The following is a 19,436-nucleotide window of genomic DNA, read 5'->3' on the forward strand; positions in this document are numbered from 1 at the left end:
CTTGAGCGGGCTGGTGAAGCCGCTTGGACAGGGGCGGGCGTTTACTGTGGCGCAGGCGCTATTGCAAGCTTCACTTTAGCGAGCTTCGGCCTGCCGACCCTAGCGGCCCAGCCACGCTCCAACGAGCTCAAACAAGCTGCCTCGCTCGCGCAATGTCATGGGCCGCGCTTCGCTGGGGCATTCGAGGCAATAGGCTTGTACGCCTCGTGTCCCGGCAAGCAGCTGAGCATCGCGCGTGATCTGGCCCAGAAGCGCCTCACGCTGGTGTGCGGCGAGCGAGAACAGATCGCCCGAGCCGATATTCGCGGCAGGCGCTGACGTGTCAGTCATCAGCTGACGAATGAGGGAATCGTAGCTGGCTTCCTGCGAGCCGAGGAACCGCGCGCTCCACGATCCTTCTTCCAGTTCGGCTTTCTCGGCCACCCAGTTGATAGCATCCTGAAGTCCGCCGAACTGGTCGACAAGACCAAGCTGGCGCGCAGTGCCGCCGTCCCAGACCCGGCCCTGCGCCATGGTATCGACCTGCTCGACAGTCAGTCCGCGCGCTTCGGCTACGCGGGTGAGGAAGTCGCTGTAAGTATCCGAAACGCCCGCTTGGAGGATCGCATCGACCTCGGGTGAGAGGCCCGCGATGAGGTCGGGCTGACCCGACAGCGGCGTGGTGCGAAAACCTTCTGCATTGACACCGATCTCTGCGGCTGCGTCCTCGAAGGTCGGGATAACGGCGAAGACACCGATGGAACCAGTGATCGTCTCGGGCTGCGCGAAGATACGGTCGCTCGACGTTGCGACCCAGTAGCCACCGCTCGCAGCGACGTTGGCGAAGGAGACGGCGACGGGGATGTCCTTGTCGCGGAAGCGCTGGACCGCGCGGCGAATTTCCTCCGAGGCTAGGACCGATCCGCCGGGCGAGTTAACCCGGACCACGAGGCCCTTGATGTCATCGGTGGCGAGCGCATCGTTGAGAAGGCCTGCGATCCGCGCACCGCCTGCTGCGCCCGGACCTGCATCGCCATCGACGATGGTCCCTGCAACAGTCACGACCGCGATCTCTCCGCTGGAATCGCCATTGCCGATATCGGCCAGGAAGGGTCGAAGGTCGCTCTTGGCATAGGTGCCCGGTTTCTTGGTCGAGGTGTCTTCGCCGACGATCTCTGCAACGCGGGTTCCGAACTCGACGGAGTCTCCGAGGTTGTCGACCAGCCCCGCTTCGAGAGCAGCTTCTGCAAGGTCGCCCGATGACGCTTCGACCCATGCCACCGGATCGCCGATCACGCGGTCGAGATCGAGCGATGGGCGGGCCTTCTTCACATTCGCCTGCCATTCCTCCCACAGCGCGCCGTAAAGCGCCTCGCGGTTTTCGCGCGCGGCGTCGGACGGACCGTTGAGGATATAGGGTTCGACCGCCGACTTGAATTCGCCCACGCGGTAGACGCGGGTGTTGATGTTCAGCTTGTCGAGCAATTCTGCGTAATAGAGGTTTGCGCCGCCCGGCCCTGCTATAATCGCCCCGCCAAGAGGATCGGCCCACACTTCGCTCGCATGCGCTGCAAGGTGCATGTGGTCGTCGCCATAAGCGACCGCGTAAGTGAGGACCGGCTTGTCGGCCTTGCGCACGCGGTCCATCGCTTCGCCGATAGCTTGCATGTGCACCTGACCGCCGCCGACGAAGGCGCTCATGTCCATAACGACCGCCTTGATGCGATCATCGCCCGCTGCTGCGTCGAGTGCACGGACAAGGTCGCGGGCCTGCAGTTCTACAGGCGGCGCACGGCCACTGAGTAGCGTTGCCACGGGATCGACCGCAGCGCGTTCCTCGACGACATATCCTGACATGTCGATGTAGAGCGCGCCTTCGCGCACCTGGCCGGGATTGGGAGTGGCCGACAGGATGCTGAAAAGGGCGAGGAAGAACAGCAGGAGGAACACGATGACCATCGCGTCCTTGATCCCGACGATGACTTTCCATGCCTTGCCGATAAAGCTCATTGCGTCTGCGTTTCCCTGTCTTGCGTGTCCCAGTTACGACTGAGGTAGGCTGGATGGACGCAAAGTTCCATGGGGAACCGCATGCGTGATGGGTTGAGCGTTCGATAGCACTCGACTAAGGGCGTGGCTTTGATGGACAACACGCCAACTTCGAGCGCAGCTGACCGCTTTCCCGCGGGTCGGCTCGCCTTTCCGCATCGCGATCTCACCGGCATCGGCCAGCTTGAACGGCATGAGATCCTCTATCTTCTCGATCAGGCGGCACAGTGGGTCGAGCTGAACCGGCAGCGCACAAAGCACACCGAGCTCCTTTCCGGTCTCACTATCATCAACGCCTTCTTCGAGAACTCGACCCGTACGCTCCTGTCCTTCGAGATTGCGGGCAAGCGGCTGGGTGCGGATGTCGTCAATATGCATGCCGCGCAGTCGAGCGTGAAGAAGGGCGAGACGCTGATCGACACGGCGATCACATTGAACGCCATGCGCGCCGATGCCATCGTGATCCGCCACGGGTCGAGCGGGGCGACACAGCTGATCGCGGACAAGGTCGATTGCCCGGTCTTGAACGCAGGCGATGGTCAGCACGAACACCCGACGCAAGGCCTTCTCGACGCGCTGGCTTTGCGCGAAGCTCTGGCGCAGCAAGGGCGGGGCAGCCGCGATGCGCTCGCTGACTTTACCGGTCTCACCATAACGATCTGCGGCGATATCCTGCACAGCCGCGTCGCACGCTCCAACATCCTGTGCCTTCAGGCGATGGGGGCAAGTGTGCGCCTGTGTTCCCCCCCTGCGCTGATGCCGCGAGGGGTTGAGGCGATGGGCGCGCAGCCCTTCCACGACTTTGACGCAGCCCTCGACGGCAGCGATGTCGTGATGATGCTGCGCCTCCAGTCGGAGCGCATGGCGGGTCAGTTCATCCCTTCGGCGCGCGAGTATCACCATCTCTACGGCCTCACTCGGGAGCGGCTGAAGCGCGCGGCGCCCGATGCGCTCGTCATGCATCCCGGCCCCATGAACCGGGGTGTCGAGATCGACAGCGACGTTGCCGATATGCTCGACCGTTCGATCATCACCAGCCAGGTGGAGATGGGGGTCGCGATCCGCATGGCCTGCCTCGACGTGCTGACGCGAAGCGCGCGCGGTGTGGAGGGCTGGTCATGAAGCAGGCACGGCCACTTACCATCACAGGCGGCAAGCTCGTCACACCCGGCGGCGTCGAAGCGGGCGCACTGCGCATGGCCGACGGCCTGATCGAGGCTGTGGGCGCTGACGTCAGCGCCCGCGATGGCGACGAAGTGATCGACGCTAAGGGCAAGCTAATTGCGCCCGGCATCGTCGATTTCGGCGTATTCGCGGTCGACAAGCCCGCCTTCCATTTCGGCGGCATCACGCGCGCAGCGTTGATGCCTGACCAGTCCCCGCCGCTCGATTATCCGAGCCGGGTCAACTACATTGCCAAGAGCGGGAAGCCCGATCTGTGGGTTCATCCGCTTGCCGCCGCGACACGCGGGCTCGAAGGGGCCGAACTCGCCGAGATTGCACTGATGCGCGATGCGGGCGCGCGCGGTGTGGCGACCGGGCGCAAGTGGATTGCCGATAGCGGCGTCATGCTGCGCCTGTGCCAGTACGCCGCGATGCTGGGCCTCGTCGTGGTCGCCCATGCCGAGGATAGCGGGATCGCGGGCGAGGCTGCTGCGACCGCAGGCGAGGTCGCAACGCGCCTCGGCTTGCCGAGCGCACCTGCCGAAGCAGAGACCCTGGCGCTCGCACGCGACATCGCGATTGCCGAGATGAGCGGGGCGAGGGTGCACTTCCGACAGGTCACTACGGCAGCGGGCTTCGACCTCGTGCGCTCAGCCAAGGCGCGCGGCGTGAGCGTGACCTGCGGGATAACGCCTGCGCATTTCATGCTCTCAGACCTCGCGACAGCCGACTTCCGCACATTCACGCGCCTCTCGCCGCCCCTGCGCAGCGAGGCCGACCGCCAGGCCGCACGCGCTGCGATCGCAGATGGGACGGTCGATGTCATCTTGAGCGGCCACGACCCGCGAGGGCCAGAGGACAAGCGGCTCCCCTTCGCCGATGCGGCTCCCGGCATGGCGGGGGCCGAGACGCTGCTCGCCATGGTGCTGGGGCTGGTGCGCGATGAGGTGATCGACCTGGGCCGCGCTTTTGATCTGCTCGCCGCCAATCCGGCGAGGCTGCTCGGCGTTGAGGCGGGAGCGTTAGAGGTCGGACGCGAAGCCGATGTCGCGCTGATCGATCCCGACGCACCCTGGTTTGTCGACCGAACCAAGATGGAAGCCACTGCCGACAACACGCCCTTCGACCGCCAAGGCGCGCAGGGGCGGGTGAGGGCGCTTATCAAGGGCGGTGTTTTGGTCGAGCTTTGAGCTGCGGTTGGACCACGCAAGTGGGTGGTTTGGAAAAACGGGATTGGAAGTAAGTCTCTGATATAAAGACACAATGCTTGTAGGAGGTGTGACTTTCCGATCAGCTTTCGATTTCCCGCGATTTGCGCTGCGTGATGGGCTGTCTTGTACAGATCGGGCGCAGAGTAGGAAAACCAGCATCCATGCTCTGAGATCGCCCATCCGGGCGATCATCCTCGGCGCTGTTCCTTCGCTTCGCTACGGGCGCCTGCGGACGGGCGGTCGCCCTTGCGACACCGCTGGTGTCGAAGCGCCTGGTTCCGCGGCCACACAAAAATCACCCCCGGAGCCCGAAGGCTCCGAGGGCAAGTTTCGCTGAAGCTCTCAATCAAGAGAGGATGAGAAAAATCTTTAGCGAGCGGCGATCCGCACGCCGCGATCGACCGCGCCTGCTGGCGGGTTCGATGCGGAGTAAGCGAAGCAGCCGGTGCCGCCTGCCTTGAGCGTGTTGCACATCGAGCGGGCGCTGCGCGAACCGAAACCGGCGGCAGCCACGCGGAAGTAGGTGCGGCCGTTGACCAGCGCTTCGGTGATCACGACGTCGCGGCCCTTGAGGTCGGGATAGCGGCGCTGGAACTGCGCCCACTTGTTCTCGGCAACCTGGCGGCTGTCGAATGCGCCAAGCTGGACGAGGTGAGTGGCTGCCGAACCGCTGGCAACCGCCATGCGGCGCTGCTGCGGAGCGGGCGCTGCCTGAGGAGCGCGCGCGGGCGTGCGCTCAGCTGCGGCTGGAACGTTCTGGACAACCGCGTTCGATACGAAACGCGGCGCACCGCGTGACGGTGCCGCTGCGACCGCAGGCATGCGGACCGGCGCAGGAGCGGCGGTGGTCGGCGAAGGAGCGGGCTTGGGAGCCTCTGCGACGCGGACCGGAGCGGCTGCTCCTTCATCGGGATCAACCGACTGCACGACCGGATCGCTTTCAAAGCTTACGGTGTCGATACCCGCGATACCGAATGGCAGCGGAACGTCGCTGGCAGGCTCGGCTGAGGCGACCGCGACAGGTGCTTCTTCAGTTTCGACGACTTCAAAATCGCCTTGTTCTTCGGCTTCGGCAACCATGGTCGCCATGGCCGGGAAGTTCGACAGGGCAAGGCTTTGCGGAAGGCCGGTGTCGTAAGCCGGGGTTACGCCAAGCAACGTGGCCACGCGCACCTGATAATCTTCCGGACGAGCGGTCTCTGCCCATTCAGCCATGCGAGCTTCGATCTGGTCAACCGGCACGTCCTCTGCCGCCATCACGCGCGCTGCGGGCCAGTTGCCAGCAAGTGCATAGGCGTAGGCGAGATTCTGGCGCGCCTTCGGGCTGTTGTGGCCCTGACGCACGGCATTGATGAGATATTGCACACCGCGATCCGGCTGTCCTGCAAGCGCAAGCGCAAGGCCAAGATCAGCGGGCGGAATACCATCTTCGAAAGCCGAAAGCTGGGCGAGGGCTGCACTGTTCTCGCCGGTTGCAACCTTTGCCAGCGCATAGCTGAGGACGGTGCGCGGATCGCTTTCGCCAAGCTCGATCGATTCGCCAAATGCGGTCGCTGCAGACTGGAATCGACCGGCTTCAAGATAGGCTGCGCCAAGCATCGCACGATAGCCCGGATTGCGCGGTTCGGCGAGAACGGCAGCCTCGGCATGCGTGATGGCATGATCGACCTTGCCCGCTTCCAGCGCAGCCTGAGCCTTGGCGAAGGACGCCTGTGCAGGTGGCGCGGTCCCGGCGCAGCTTGCCAAAGCAAAACTGGCCAGCGCGGTGCTGACAAAGAGGCCGAGCTTGCGGCCGCTTGAGGCGCTTTCGGTAAATGCTTGGTTACGGCTGGCCATGTTGGTTTCCTTCAATTTAACCATGTTTGTCTGCGGCTTGGTTGAATGGGTTGGGTCTTCGTTGAAAAATCAGGTTGTCTTGAGCTGCGTGCCCATTTGCTTGCCCATCTTCTGGGCGAGGGCATCGAGGTCTTCGATTTCCGACAGCATCGAATCGAGCGCCTGAGTGACGAGCGATTGCGCGCTCACACCCTGCATGGTCGCAGCGAGACGAAGCTTGAGATGACGTTCGGTGTCGAGACGCAGGGTAAAGGCTGCGCGGCGGGCATTGGCTGCCGACTTCCTGGTTTTTGCCTTGGGCTTGGCAGCCTTGAGTTTGACTGGCGCCTTGGCAGGTGCCTGCTCAACCAGCGATTCTTCAATGGTCTCTTCACGGACACTGCCGGTCGCCGCATCCGCGAGGATCCGGTCCGCGAGATCGCGCTGCTGACGGTGGACGAGCGGGCTCTCGACGTCGTTGTCTGCCTTGGCTTCCGCGTCAGGTGCTGCCGCGGGGTTGATCGAGACGATGTTCGCACCGTCCTGCGATGCGTCGTCGTCATCCTGACCCATGTCGTTCCAGCCCAGATCTTCGAGCTGTTCAGGCTCGACCATCTCGGGAAGGGGGGCGAGTTGCGGACGCATGGCGGGCTTTGCTCCACCCTTGCGTGCGAGCAAAGTCGGTCCAAGCGAGGCGAAGCTGGCTTCGGACATCGCTCAGCGCTCCCTTACTGGGCCACCCGGCGACCGAAGCCGCCACCGGGACGATGCACGCCGCCTTGCGAATTGGCTGCACCTGGGCCCGTGCCCGGTGCTGCAAAGACGGTACGGCGGAAATTCTTCTCGAGCCGGTCGGAAATGTACTTCCACAGCGCCGTGATTTCGGCTGCGGAGCGACCTTCGGGCTCGACTTCCATGACCGTGCGGCCATCGATCATCGATGCGGCGAAATCGGTGCGGTGGTGAAGCGTGATCGGTGCAACGGTGCCGTGCTGCGAAAGCGCGACGGCTGCCTCTGACGTGATCTTTGCCTTGGGCGTCGCGGCGTTGACCACGAAGACCAGCGGCTTGCCGGCACGCTCGCACAGGTCGACCGTTGCGCCAACAGCGCGCAGGTCGTGCGGGCTTGGGCGGGTCGGGACGACGATAAGCTCTGCCACACCGATCACCGACTGGATCGCCATGGTGATGGCAGGGGGCGTATCGATCACTGCAAGCTTGAAGCCCTGCTGACGCAGAACGGCGAGATCGTTTGCAAGTCGCGACACGGTGGTCTGCGCAAATGCCGGATATTCCGCTTCGCGCTCGTTCCACCAATCGGCGAGCGAGCCTTGCGGGTCGATATCAATAAGTACGACCGGACCGGCGCCAGCGCGCTGAGCCTGTACAGCCAAATGTCCGGAAAGGGTCGTTTTTCCCGATCCGCCCTTCTGCGATGCCAAAGCGAGTACACGCAACGCTCGGTCCCCCTGGTTTGTGACCATCTGCGCCGCCCAAATGCGACACTTGAAGAGGATGGATCGCAGACTACCCCTAATTTTGGGTTAACAACGTGGCCCTTACCGAACCCCGCAGGATTGAGCGGATCGCGCGCAAAGGCCTCAGGGCGTGGTCAACGATATGCTAACCATTATTTGGTTAAGAACGACGCCGTTGTATCCAGATCGCCCACACGTGGTGCACACCGTGGAGTTCAGTAAAGATGGTAAATCGTAGCCTTTTCAAATCGCTCTTTGTCGCGGCCCCCATGGCAGCGCTCGCACTTTTTGCGGCGCCCGCAGCTGCCGATGTGAAAGCCGGAGTCGATGCCTGGAGCTCGGGCGATTATGACGCCGCAGTCGCCGAATGGCGTATCCCCGCTCAAAACGGCGATGCCGATGCGATCTTCAATCTCGCGCAGGCTTATCGTCTCGGTCGCGGGGTCAATGCCGACATTTCCCGTGCGCGCCAGCTTTATGCAGAGGCCGCCGAGAAGGGCCACGTCCAGGCGGCTGACAACTACGGGCTCCTGCTGTTCCAACAGGGCGAGCAGGACACCGCGATGCCTTTAATCCGTGCCGCTGCCGATCGCGGTGATCCGCGTGCGCAGTATGTGCTGGGCCTTGCGCATTTCAATGCAGATTATGCGCAGAAGGATTGGGTGCGCGCCTATGCGCTGATGACGCTTTCCAACGGCTCGGGCCTGCCACAGGCGAGCAATGCGCTGCAGCAGATGGATAACTACATCCCGCTGACCCAGCGCCAGCGCGCTCAGTTGCTGGCCCGTCAGCTTGAAGAAGACGCGCAGGCGCGCCGCAGTGCTCAGCTTGCGGCGGTTGATCTGGGCTCGCGTCCGGCACCACCAGCAAATGCGCCTGCCGGGACGCCGAGCCCCGCACGAGCCGTTCCTCAGGTAGCGGCAACGACACAGCAGCCGGTTCAGCCAGCACCGTCACCGGCGCCAACGCGCGTTGCTGCTCAGCAACCCGCGGTGCCGACGCCCGTATCCGCAACGCCGCGGCCTTCGGGCAATTGGCGCGTGCAGCTCGGCGCATTCGGCGTTCCGAGTAATGCCGACCGGCTCTGGTCTCAGGTGTCGAGCAATCCGGCACTGTCCGGTACGCGCAAGGCTCTGGTCCCTGGCGGCAATGTCACTCGGCTCCAGGCCGTCGGGTTTTCCAGCCGCTCCGCAGCACAGTCTGCTTGCGATGCGCTCAAGCGTCAGGGGCAGGGCTGCATCGTCGCTGGCAACAGCTAAAAGCCACACTTTACTGCAATGATCACAGGCAATTTGCCTGAACGCTTTCCCTGATCCGCGAGGCTGCTACGATGCGGCACCTTAGGGATCAGGGGTAACGCAGATGAGTGACGCGATAGCGGCCGGGCCGGAAGTCTTTTCCGACGAAGCCAGCACGGACCAGGCACCGGTAAAAGCAAGCGAGAGAATTTCGAGCCTCGATTTTATCCGCGGGATCGCGGTCATGGGGATCCTCGCGGCCAACATCGTCGCCTTTGGCCAGCCCTTCAACGCCTACATCTACCCAGAAGCCTTCATCGGCGGAGCAGGCGATCCGGGCGGCTGGATGTGGATTGCGCAATTCATCCTCGTCGATGGCAAGATGCGCGGCCTTTTCACCATCCTGTTCGGTGCAGGCATGTACCTGTTCATGGAGCGGACCTGGGCACGCGGGGGGACTCGCAAGCTGCAATTGTGGCGATTGTTCATCCTGCTGATCTTCGGTCTGATCCACTTCTTCTTCATCTGGATCGGAGACATCCTCGCCATGTACGCGCTGATAGGCTTCATCGCGGTCGCGTGCATGCGCTGGACGGTCAAATCGCAGCTTGTCGTTGGCCTCGTCGGTTATTTCTTCGGCGCGCTTTTGTATCTGGCGATGTTCTCCTTCCCGTATCTCGTCGTTGATACCTCGGTGGGTGACATGCCCGAAATGGCCGAAGCGCGCGGAGCGATGGAAGAGGGTATCACAGCTGCTCTCGAAGACGATGCCGAGATGACCGAGATCAAGCAGTCTGGTGATTATGGTGCCTTCGTCGAGCGCCGCGTGAGCGAGGAAGGAGCGATGGTCCTAGCCAATCCGGCGCTGTTCTTCTTCGAAACATTTCCGCTTATGCTGCTTGGCATGGCGCTTTATCGCCTCGGCTTCTTCAGCGGCGCGTTCAATCGATCGAAGATGGTCATGTGGGGTTGGATAGGCGTGATTGGCGGGGGCCTCGCTCATCTCGGACTTGGCCTGATCGTCAAACAGGCCGGCTTTACATTCTACGCCGGAAACGCCGCGTTTCTCGGCTGGAGCCCGCTGCCGCGTCTCGCAATGGTGCTGGGGCTGGCGGCGCTGCTCGTCACCTATTCGCCCGCATGGACCGGGTGGCTGGCGGAGCGCGTTCGAGCGGCGGGCAGGGCGGCTTTCACAAATTACCTCGGCACATCGATCGTAATGCTCTTCGTGTTTCACGGCTGGGCGCTGGGGCTGTTCGGTGAGCTCAATCGCCCGCAATTGTATCTCGTCACCGCTCTCACATGGGTCCTTATGCTGGCATGGTCGAAGCCGTGGCTTGATCGTTATCGCTATGGTCCGCTGGAATGGCTGTGGCGTTGCCTCACCTATCGCCAGCTCTTCGCCCTCAAGCGATAACTGGCGACACGGCCCTATTCCGGGGCGAGCATGTAGGCGGCCATCACAGGCTCGTCTTCGTCAGGTAAAGCGGTAAGTGCTTCGAACACAGCCACACCTATCGCGCATTGCTGCGTCGCGGTGAGCGCTTCCATCTGCTCGGTCGAACCCAAGGCGGCCTGAAGCGGCGGGGCCAGCCCGGTTGCTGCAATCGCGTTGCCGAATTGCTGGAGGTCCTGCTCGTTCGGGTCGGCATAGTCGGATGGCATCTGTCTGCCAGCTGACGCCGCGCGCACCATCGCGGCGTTTCTTCTCGCGATTGCCGAGGTCGCTTCGAGGTTGTCAGGGTCGATGGTGATCCACTCGCCCATGGTTAGCTGCGCGCATTGCGGCGTCGCTGCGCTTTGGAGGCTCTTGTAGAGCGCATGTTCGGCCTTGCTCCAGGCGAGCAATTGTCCAGATGGAGCGCGCACCGCATCGGGCGCGACACGTTCGAAAAAGGTCTGAAGCCAGCGGGCGCCGACCTGCTCAACCACGGCCTCGTCGCTGCGCTGTTGTGGGTCGATGGTTTCGATCTCGCTCACCAGTGCGGCGAAGTCGTCGGGATACTCCTCGAGGATCGTACGCCACAATTCTTCCTGACCCGATGTGCTCAGGATGCTCGCCTCGATCGCGGCGCGTTCGCTATCGGGCGGGGCAGAGCATGCTGCCAACGCGAGTGCGAGAGCAACGAGAGGAGCCTTGCTGCAAGCGTGCCATTTGCTGTTTCGGCTGCGCGTCACGACCCATGATCCCAAAAGTGCAACGACACGCCATGGCCGTCACTGAGCCAGTCTAGTCGAGCGGCGCAACGGAGCAATTGCAAAAGAGCGTGGCAGGCATCCGGGCCGCGTGGTCGATTTTCGCGCGAATGACGCTTGCTATTGAGAAAGAGTTGCATATATTCCTTTTTGCAAACGCCTCGCAGGAGAGATTCGCGCCGCCATGTACATCTGCATTTGCAATGCCATCCGGGAAACCGACCTTCGTGCGGCCGCTTTGACGAGCGGCGGCGACGCTGAGGCGACGTATGCAACACTCGGCAAACGTCCGAATTGCGGCCAATGCCTTGCAAAGGCTGGCGAAATTCTGGAGCAGGAACGCGCCCTTGTTGCAAACCTCGATCCAGCGCGCAGGGAATGCGAGAAAGTCGCATTATAAGTTTCTGAAGCGCAATTGCGAACGGATCGCAAAGCCCTGATTTTAAACGAAAAATCTCTGCCATCCCCTTGCACATAGGGGGTGCGAGGCCCTATATGTCTCCTTGCCGGCGCCAGTGCATTGACCTGGCGCAAACTCAAATTTGCAAGGAAAGAGAGCCATGAAGGGCGATCCGAAAGTCATCGAATACCTCAACAAGGCGCTCACGAACGAGCTGACCGCGATCAACCAGTACTGGTTGCACTATCGCGTGCTTGCCGACTGGGGCATCTCCAAGCTTGCCGAATACGAGCGCAAGGAATCGATCGAGGAAATGCACCATGCCGACCAACTGGCAGAGCGCATCCTGTTCCTTGAAGGGCTTCCCAACTTTCAGGCGATACACAACCTGAAAGTCGGTGAGAGCGTCGAGGAAATCCTGAAAGCCGATCTCGCGCTCGAGCACGAGGCAATCCCGCTCCTGCGCGACGCAGCCGAATACGCCAAGAGCGTGCGCGATTACACGTCAGAGAAGCTGTTCGAAGACATCCTCGCCAACGAGGAAGAGCATGTCGACTTCCTCGAAACGCAGTTCGACATGATCGAGCGTATGGGCCTGCAGAACTACAACCAGCTGCAAAGTGCACCCGCTGGCGAAGGGGAAACCGGCGCGGGCGCCAAGTAATCGAGATCGCCCTTAGGCGTCGCTTGAAAAAGGCGGAGGCTCTTTAGCCCTCGCCTTTTTTCTTGCGCCAACGCTGTTCACGCGGGCCTTCGGACGCCATCAGCGTTTCGCGAAGGAACGAGAACAGACCGATGATGAGAAGCACAACAGTTGTCACCCACAAGACCGCAACGATCGTGCCCAGCCGCGTCTCGATATAGGCGGAGACGAACAGCAGCGCGATGACGATGCTGATGACGACAGCCGCCGCAGTGGCGAACTTGATCGCGCTGCGGGCCAGAACCCGGCGGCGCTTCAGCCAATCGAGTTCGCGCTTTTGTTCCGCCGTGTGATGGTCGTCCGATGTTTCGCACAGCCGCTCGATTCGTCCGGCGATCCAAGTGACCCGCGCCATGATGACATTCATGATGCTGCCAATCCCGACCAGCAGGAACGCCGGCGCGAGGCTCAGCTGTACGGCGCGCAGGACGCGAGGGGTGTCGGCGGTGCGCTCAAGCAGGTCTGTGGCAATATTGGTGGCTAGTAGGAGGTCGAGCATCAGTTCTTCGACGATCCTCCGGAGTAGTTACCGCCTCCACCGCGATTGGCGTTGTAGGGGTTCTTAGGAGATTTGAGCGTCACGCGCACCGGCACCGCTTCGAAACCAAGCTTGGAGCGGATGCCGTTCACCAGATAACGCTCATAGCTCTTGGGCAAATCGTCGAGGCGTGATCCGAAGATTACGAAACGCGGCGGGCGGGTGCCGGCCTGCGTAATATAGCGCAGCTTGATCCGGCGGCCTCCGGGTGCGGGCGGAGGATTGGCGTCAAGCGCGTCGTCGAACCAGCGGTTGAGCGCGGCGGTGGGCACACGCTTCGACCAGCTTTCGCGCAAGGTGAAAGCCGCGCCGAGCATGGCGTCGAGGCCCTTGCCGGTCTTGGCGCTCACCGAAAGCACCGGCAGCCCGCGCACCTGCGCCAGCCCATCGTGAAGCGCCTGCTTGATCCCGTTGAACAAGGAGGAGGCTTCCTCGGCAACGTCCCACTTGTTGATTGCGACCATCAATGCGCGGCCTTCCTCGAGCGCGAGCGATGCGATCTTGAGGTCCTGGTGCTCAAGCCCCTGTGTCGCGTCGAGCAGCAGCACGACGACTTCGGCAAAATCGACCGCGCGTCGCGCATCGGCGACGGAGAGCTTCTCGATCTTTTCGACCACATTGCGCTTCTTGCGCATGCCTGCGGTGTCGATCAGCCGAATCTCGCGAGTTTCGCCCGACTTCGGATCAGTCCATTCCCAGTCGATCGCAATCGAATCGCGCGTGATGCCAGCTTCCGGGCCGGTCAGCAGGCGATCTTCGCCAAGAAGCCGGTTGATGAGCGTCGACTTACCCGCATTGGGCCGTCCGACAATCGCGAGCTTGAGCGGGCCCAGCGGCGCGTCCTCGTCTTCGCTCTCTTCGATTTCGTCTTCGACTTCTGCGGCGTCGGCCTTTTCCCCGATGATTGGCCAAAGCCCACCGAACAGGTCTGCAATGCCTTCGCCGTGCTCAGCCGACACTGCGAGCGGCTCACCAAAGCCGAGCGAGTAGGCCTCAAGCACGCCGCTTTCGCCTGCGGAACCCTCCGCCTTGTTCGCAACCAGCACGATCGGCACGTCATGTTCGCGCAAATAGCGTGCAATCTCTTCGTCGAGCGGGGTCAGTCCAGCACGCGCGTCGACCACGAAAAGCGCCGCATCAGCGCCCTCGAGGCTCGCCTCGGTCTGCTTGCGCATGCGGCCGGGCAGGGTGAGCTCGTCCTCATCTTCCCAACCGGCGGTATCGACGATGGTGAATTTCAGCCCCGCAATCTCGGCATCGCCCATGCGGCGGTCGCGCGTCACGCCCGGCTGATCATCGACCAGCGCGAGTTTCTTGCCGACGAGCCGGTTGAACAGCGTCGATTTGCCCACGTTGGGGCGTCCGATGATGATGACCTGGGGTTTCATTTGCACACGCAAGTGGCGCTTCACTCGCCACTTGGCAAGCAAACGGGCCGATTAGCCTTCCTTCTTAGCAACCGGCGGATTGTCGCCGAGATCTTCGTACCATGCCTCGACAGGACCGGTCAGCTTGATCGTCAGCGGCTGACCCTTGCGGTCGACGGTCTTGCCCGCCTGCACCCGGACCCAGCCTTCGGAAATCGAGTATTCCTCGATGTCGGTGCGCACCCGGTCCTTGAACTTGATGCCAACGCCGCGCTGAAGCACTTCGGCGTTGAAGTGTTCGCTGCGCGGATTGACCGAGAGGTGGTCGGGCGGGAGATCGTTTTTTTGTTCTTCAGACATGGGCAGCGCCCATAGGGCCGCTTTGCCGGCGAAACAAGCGCGCACATCACTTCGCACATCTATCACTGCGCACACTTATCACTACTCTGGGCGCTTGCCCTTTTGCGCCAACGTCTCTAGAGGCCATCGGCAACGCGCGCGGGGACCTTTCGGTTTCCCGCGCGGCTTCGTTCGGGCAGGCGGGCGTGGCGGAATTGGTAGACGCGCTGGTTTTAGGTACCAGTATCGCAAGATGTGGGGGTTCGAGTCCCTTCGCCCGCACCAACTTCGCCCTGGCTCGCTGATCCCCTCGATCCATATTAGAAGGCACAAGTTCACTACTCATGGCTATCAAGCAGACCACCAACGAAGGCCTCAAGCGCGCCTATGTGATCACTCTGAGCGCGAAAGAGATCTCGGACAAGATCGACGCGGAGATCAAAAAGGTCGCCCCGCAGGTGAAGATGCCGGGCTTCCGTCCGGGCAAGGTGCCGGCAAACCTCGTCAAGAAAATGCACGGCGAGCAGCTTCACGGCCAGACGCTCAACGACATGATCCGCGATTCGGTCGATTCGCTGATCAAGGACGAGGACCTGCGCCCGGCCATGCAGCCGGCGGTTTCGCTCAACGAAGACTACGAAGAAGGCAAGGATGCCGAAATCACGGTCGAGCTCGAAGTGCTCCCGCAGGTCGACGCGCCCAGCATCGAAGGTCTCAAGCTTGAAAAGCTGACCGTTCCGGTTTCGGATGAGCAGATCGAAGAAGCGATCGCTGGCATTGCCGGTCAGAACAAGAGCTACAAGGACGCTGCCAAGACCAAGAAGGCAGCCGACGGCAACCAGCTCATCATCGACTTCGTCGGCAAGCTTGGCGACGAGGAATTCGAAGGCGGCAAGGCCGAAGATGCTGCGCTGGTTCTCGGCTCGGGTGCGTTCATCCCCGGCTTTGAAGAGCAGCTGGTCGGCGTGAAGGCAGGCGATGAGAAGACCATCACCGTGACCTTCCCCAAAGATTACCAGGCCGAACACCTCGCCGGTAAGGAAGCAACCTTCGACGTCACCGTTAAGGCGGTGAAGGTCGAAACCGAGACCAAGATCGACGACGAGTTCGCCAAGAACCTCGGCCTCGACAGCCTCGAGAAGCTTCAGGAAATCATGAAGGGTCAGCTCGAACAGCAGACCGCTGGCCTCACGCGTACGCAGATGAAGCGTTCGCTGCTCGACCAGCTGGCTGCGGGTCACGACTTCGAAGTGCCTTCGAAGATGGTCGATGCCGAGTTCGAACAGATCTGGGCCCAGCTTCAGCAGGAAGCCGCCAAGGAAGAAGATCCCGAAGCCGCTCTCAAGCAGATCGAGGACGAGAAGGACGATTACAAGGGCATCGCCGAACGCCGCGTGCGCCTCGGCCTTCTGCTTTCCGAAATCGGTCAGGCAAACGGCGTCGAAGTGACCGGCCAGGAAATGAACATGCTGATCCAGCAGGCCGCTGCTCAGTATCGCGAAGAAGATCGCGAGCGTTTCGTACAGTACATCCAGCAAGAGCCGATGGCTGCTGCCCAGCTGCGCGCACCGCTTTACGAAGACAAGGTCGTCGACTTCCTGTTCGACAAGGCCGATGTCACCGAGCGTGAAGTGACCGCCGAAGAACTGCAGGCCGCAATCGAAGCGGACGAGGAAGCCGAAGCGGAAAAGGCCAAGGCTGCGCCGAAAAAGAAGGCTCCTGCCAAGAAGCCTGCTGCGAAGAAAGCGCCGGCGAAGAAGGCTCCGGCCAAGAAGGCAGACGATGCCGAGGCAAAGCCGGCCGCCAAGAAGGCTCCCGCCAAAAAAGCACCGGCGAAGAAGCCTGCCGCTAAGAAGGCCCCGGCCAAAAAGCCGGCTGCCAAGAAAGCTCCGGCCAAGAAGAGCGCCGACAAGTAAGCTTCATCACCGCATAATCACGAAAGGGCCCGGCCAGCGCATGCTGACCGGGCCCTTTTCGTATTTGCCGGAGCGTTACTGCGCCGCCTTGGCTTCTTCGACTTCGCCCTCGCGGTAGATGTCTTCGCCCGTGTGATCGACATGGTAGCCGCCACGCTCGACAAAGCGCACCAGCGGCCCGGCAAGCAACCCATGGACCACGATCGATACAAGGATCGCGAAGCTGACCGTCGCCCACAGCACATCGAGGCCCTGAAAGTCGCCAGCATTCTGGCCGTAGGCAAGGTAGTAGATCGACCCCATCCCCCGCACTCCCAGAAACGCGATGGCGAACTTGCCATAGGTGTGCAGCCCGCAACGTGCGAGGCCCAGCATCCCGCTGATCGGGCGCAGGATGAAGATCAGAGCGAGCCCAATAAGGGCGGCAGGCCAGGTCAGCGCGTCGAGCACTCCGCTTCCCAGCATCATGCCAAAGCCGAGCAGGACGAGAATCAGCACGATGTGTTCGAGCTGGTCGATGAAGTGGTGGCTGATCCGGTGGTATTCGCTGCGGTTCTCAAGCTGGCGCGCGACGACGCCAGCGACGAAGACGGCGAGAAACCCGTATCCCTCGATAAGCTCTGCGATGGCATAAGCGCTGAGAAGAGTGCCTAGCACCACAAGCCCTTCACGCGTTTGGTAGCGGGGACCTTCTTCCTCGAACTCGTCCATCGGTGTGTCGGCTTCGAATTCGAAGACGTACCAGCCGCCGATCCGCCCGATGGCCCAGCCGATGGCCAGTCCTGCTGCTATACGCCAGACAAGGTCGAACCCGGCCCATTCAAGCGTCCAGTTGCCCAGGCTCGTCATGCCGATCGCTGCGATCGCGAGATAGGTGAATGGAAAGGCGAGGCCATCGTTGAGCCCTGCCTCGACCGTTAGGCTGAAGCGCACATCGTTGCGTTCATCCTGCATCGGTGGGCCGACCTGCACGCTGCGCGCGAGCACCGGGTCGGTGGGCGCCAGGGCCGCCCCCAGAAGGATCGCGCTCGCCGGTGTCAGGGCCAGCGCCCACCAGCCGAGAAAGGCAACGCCAGCAATGGTGAGCGGCATCGCGACTGCAAGCATCGGCCAGATTTGCCCCCAATTCGTCCAGCTGACAGGCCTGTCGATCGCGATGCCAGCCGAAGCGAGCGAAACGATCACGATGAATTCGGTCACATATTCGAGCGTCAACGCATCGAAGCTGTCGGATGCTGGATTGAGCGAGGGCAAGTCGACCGGGAGGAGCGTGATCAGAAACCCCGCCAGCACGTAGACCATAGGCAGGCTGAGCGAGAATCTGGCGAGCTTTCGCTCAAGCGCAACGGCAAGCACGAGCGCCACGCCAAACGCTGCAATCATGAAAATGCGGGGTTCGACCATGCCTTTCTCTACGCGCAGGTCGGGGTCGAGGTTCCCGAACCTACGCCTAGGGCGTCACTCGGGCGACCAGCGGCGGAAGGAAGGGCGCGGCAATTCGGCCGTGCGCGCTCTTTCATAGGCTGCGCCCACTTTCAGCACATCGTGATCGGCCCATTTCGCGCCGAAGAAGCTGATCCCGACAGGCAACCGCTCGACATGCCCCATAGGCACGGTGAGATGCGGATAGCCTGCAATCGCGGCAGGCGAGCCGAAACCGATCGAGCCGTTGAACTGGTCTCCGAGCACGAGGTCGCTCATCCATGCAGGCCCCCTGGTGGGTGAGACTAGGAACCGCACGTCGTTGTCGGCCATCAGCTTGTCGAGCGTTTCTTCGCCTGCGATCCGGATCGCGTTGGCGCGGGCTGTCTCATAAGCCTCGCGGTCGGTCGTGGCTTCGGCGGTCTGGAAAATGCCTTGGTCGAACCAGCGCATTTCCGTGTCCGCGTTGGCTTCATTGAACGCGATCAAGTCGGCAAGCGTGCGCGGCGTCTCTGCGCCTTCCATCTCCGGGATCGAGGCGAGGTATTTGCCCATTTGCTCCCGCAGCTCAAACAGCAGCACGGTGAAGCTGTCGCGGTACATTTCAGAATTAGGCTCGAACTCGATATCGACCAGCACGGCCCCTGCGTCGCTAAGATCTTTCAAGGCCGCTTCGAACACCTCTTCGACCTGTTCGTTGTTTCCAACCTGCTCGCGCATGACGCCAATGCGAACCCCTTCGAGGCTGAAATCGCCAAGGCCCGCCGTGTAGTCTGCGATGCGCGGTACGCCGATTGTCGCTGCGTCTGCCTCGTCTTCACCAGCCATGGCGGAAAGCAGAAGCGCCGCGTCATAGACCGTCCTCGTCATCGGCCCTGCGGTGTCCTGCGTGCTCGAAATCGGCACGACATGCGTGCGGCTCACTATGCCAACCGAAGGCTTGAAGCCGACGACGCCGTTGATCGAGGCCGGGCAGGTGATCGATCCATTCGTTTCGGTCCCGATTGCGCCCCATGCAAATTCCGCCGCGACCGCCGCACCGCTGCCCGAGGAGGAACCGCAGGTGTTGCGATCGATTGCATGTGGGTTGCGGGTCAGCCCTTCGACCGCGCTCCACCCGCTGGTGGAATCGTTGGAGCGAATGTTCGCCCACTCGGAAAGATTGGTCTTGCCCAGTACCACTCCGCCAGCAGCGCGCAGGTTGGCGATAAGCGGCGCATCGCGGCCCGTCCGGTTGTTCGCCAGTGCAAGGCTGCCTGCAGTGGTCGCGAATTCGCGTGTGTCGATATTGTCTTTCACCAGCACACTGCGCCCGCGCAGGATACCGGTGGAGGCGAGCCTGCGCGCTTCGACCGGTGCTTCGACATTGTAATCAATAACCGCGTTCAATTCCGGCCCGTTATCGTCGAGCGCCTGAATACGAAGGATGTAGTCAGTGACGCGCATGGTCTCGCCGAAGCTGTCATGCATGTGCGATGCGCTGTTCGCCTCATTCTCTTGAGCGCTGGCTGATGAAAGGCCAAGGGAAAGCGAGAGCGCTATGAGCGCAGCAGATGTCCTGATCATGGGGCAGGATGCTGGCACTTTTCCGCCCTTTCCCCAAGAGCAAAGTTAATCCCCT

Annotated in this window: 17 protein-coding genes and 1 tRNA gene; 8 read left to right on the forward strand and 10 right to left on the reverse strand. The window is 62.0% G+C overall.

What is annotated here, in order from left to right; genetic code table 11:
- Window positions 1-99: 99 nt before the first annotated feature.
- Window positions 100-1,989, reverse strand: coding sequence for a signal peptide peptidase SppA (sppA, locus tag NAP1_RS00190; protein ID WP_007163175.1), 1,890 nt, complete (start codon window positions 1,987-1,989; stop codon window positions 100-102).
- A gap of 132 nt (window positions 1,990-2,121) precedes the next feature.
- Between sppA and NAP1_RS00195 the strand changes: the two genes are divergently transcribed.
- The gene (locus NAP1_RS00195) at window positions 2,122-3,150 is read left to right on the forward strand and encodes an aspartate carbamoyltransferase catalytic subunit (RefSeq protein ID WP_007163176.1); all 1,029 of its coding nucleotides are present in this window, start codon (window positions 2,122-2,124) and stop codon (window positions 3,148-3,150) included.
- Window positions 3,147-4,382 carry a dihydroorotase family protein gene (locus NAP1_RS00200; RefSeq protein WP_007163177.1) on the forward strand — a complete coding sequence of 412 codons (1,236 nt, stop codon included), beginning with the start codon at window positions 3,147-3,149 and terminating at the stop codon, window positions 4,380-4,382. The genes NAP1_RS00195 and NAP1_RS00200 overlap by 4 nt, the downstream gene beginning before the upstream one ends.
- Before the next feature lie 390 nt (window positions 4,383-4,772).
- On the opposite strand, the gene NAP1_RS00205 is transcribed toward NAP1_RS00200, so the two are convergent.
- The 3 genes from NAP1_RS00205 to NAP1_RS00215 all read right to left on the reverse strand — a co-directional run bounded on the left by NAP1_RS00205 (window position 4,773) and on the right by NAP1_RS00215 (window position 7,675).
- Window positions 4,773-6,239 (reverse strand): SPOR domain-containing protein, encoded by a 1,467-nt coding sequence (locus NAP1_RS00205; RefSeq protein WP_050750393.1) that lies wholly within the window; start codon window positions 6,237-6,239, stop codon window positions 4,773-4,775.
- Between the two features lie 69 nt (window positions 6,240-6,308).
- Window positions 6,309-6,932, reverse strand: a complete 624-nt coding sequence (locus tag NAP1_RS00210) for a hypothetical protein (RefSeq protein ID WP_007163179.1) — start codon at window positions 6,930-6,932, stop codon at window positions 6,309-6,311.
- 14 nt (window positions 6,933-6,946) lie between these two features.
- On the reverse strand, window positions 6,947-7,675 hold the full coding sequence (locus NAP1_RS00215; protein ID WP_040464559.1) for a ParA family protein: 729 nt from the start codon (window positions 7,673-7,675) through the stop codon (window positions 6,947-6,949).
- A 290-nt stretch (window positions 7,676-7,965) separates the two neighbouring features.
- Between NAP1_RS00215 and NAP1_RS00220 the strand changes: the two genes are divergently transcribed.
- The gene (locus NAP1_RS00220; RefSeq protein ID WP_241761150.1) at window positions 7,966-8,955 is read left to right on the forward strand and encodes an SPOR domain-containing protein; all 990 of its coding nucleotides are present in this window, start codon (window positions 7,966-7,968) and stop codon (window positions 8,953-8,955) included.
- Window positions 8,956-9,058: 103 nt separating this feature from the next.
- Complete coding sequence (locus NAP1_RS00225) at window positions 9,059-10,351, forward strand: DUF418 domain-containing protein (RefSeq protein WP_007163182.1); 1,293 nt, start codon at window positions 9,059-9,061, stop codon at window positions 10,349-10,351.
- A 14-nt stretch (window positions 10,352-10,365) separates the two neighbouring features.
- On the opposite strand, the gene NAP1_RS00230 is transcribed toward NAP1_RS00225, so the two are convergent.
- A complete protein-coding gene (locus tag NAP1_RS00230; protein WP_007163183.1) occupies window positions 10,366-11,112 on the reverse strand; it encodes a hypothetical protein in 747 nt (248 codons plus the stop codon).
- A gap of 202 nt (window positions 11,113-11,314) precedes the next feature.
- On the opposite strand from NAP1_RS00230, the gene NAP1_RS16615 reads away from it, so the two are divergent.
- Window positions 11,315-11,530 (forward strand): bacterioferritin-associated ferredoxin, encoded by a 216-nt coding sequence (locus NAP1_RS16615; protein WP_007163184.1) that lies wholly within the window; start codon window positions 11,315-11,317, stop codon window positions 11,528-11,530.
- Between the two features lie 160 nt (window positions 11,531-11,690).
- Window positions 11,691-12,194 (forward strand): bacterioferritin, encoded by a 504-nt coding sequence (bfr, locus tag NAP1_RS00240; RefSeq protein ID WP_007163185.1) that lies wholly within the window; start codon window positions 11,691-11,693, stop codon window positions 12,192-12,194.
- Between the two features lie 43 nt (window positions 12,195-12,237).
- Here the strand turns inward: bfr and NAP1_RS00245 are convergent, their stop codons facing one another.
- From NAP1_RS00245 to NAP1_RS00255, 3 genes are read right to left on the reverse strand one after another with little or no spacing between them, the layout of a single operon-like run.
- Window positions 12,238-12,732: a DUF2721 domain-containing protein gene (locus tag NAP1_RS00245; RefSeq protein ID WP_007163186.1), complete on the reverse strand. Its 495-nt coding sequence runs from the start codon at window positions 12,730-12,732 to the stop codon at window positions 12,238-12,240.
- Window positions 12,732-14,159, reverse strand: a complete 1,428-nt coding sequence (der, locus tag NAP1_RS00250; RefSeq protein WP_007163187.1) for a ribosome biogenesis GTPase Der — start codon at window positions 14,157-14,159, stop codon at window positions 12,732-12,734. The genes NAP1_RS00245 and der overlap by 1 nt, the downstream gene beginning before the upstream one ends.
- 51 nt (window positions 14,160-14,210) lie before the next feature.
- Window positions 14,211-14,498: a DUF3297 family protein gene (locus NAP1_RS00255; RefSeq protein ID WP_007163188.1), complete on the reverse strand. Its 288-nt coding sequence runs from the start codon at window positions 14,496-14,498 to the stop codon at window positions 14,211-14,213.
- 179 nt (window positions 14,499-14,677) lie between these two features.
- Here NAP1_RS00255 and NAP1_RS00260 point away from each other — a divergent pair.
- Window positions 14,678-14,762, forward strand: a tRNA-Leu gene (locus NAP1_RS00260).
- A 59-nt stretch (window positions 14,763-14,821) separates the two neighbouring features.
- Entirely contained in the window at window positions 14,822-16,393 is a 1,572-nt protein-coding gene (gene tig, locus NAP1_RS00265) for a trigger factor (protein ID WP_007163189.1), read from the forward strand.
- Window positions 16,394-16,468: 75 nt separating this feature from the next.
- Here the strand turns inward: tig and NAP1_RS00270 are convergent, their stop codons facing one another.
- On the reverse strand, window positions 16,469-17,797 hold the full coding sequence (locus tag NAP1_RS00270; protein WP_007163190.1) for a sodium:proton antiporter: 1,329 nt from the start codon (window positions 17,795-17,797) through the stop codon (window positions 16,469-16,471).
- A 54-nt stretch (window positions 17,798-17,851) separates the two neighbouring features.
- Window positions 17,852-19,381 carry an amidase gene (locus NAP1_RS00275; RefSeq protein WP_007163191.1) on the reverse strand — a complete coding sequence of 510 codons (1,530 nt, stop codon included), beginning with the start codon at window positions 19,379-19,381 and terminating at the stop codon, window positions 17,852-17,854.
- Window positions 19,382-19,436 lie beyond the last annotated feature (55 nt).

This window comes from Erythrobacter sp. NAP1 (assembly GCF_000152865.1).
Lineage (GTDB): Bacteria > Pseudomonadota > Alphaproteobacteria > Sphingomonadales > Sphingomonadaceae > Erythrobacter.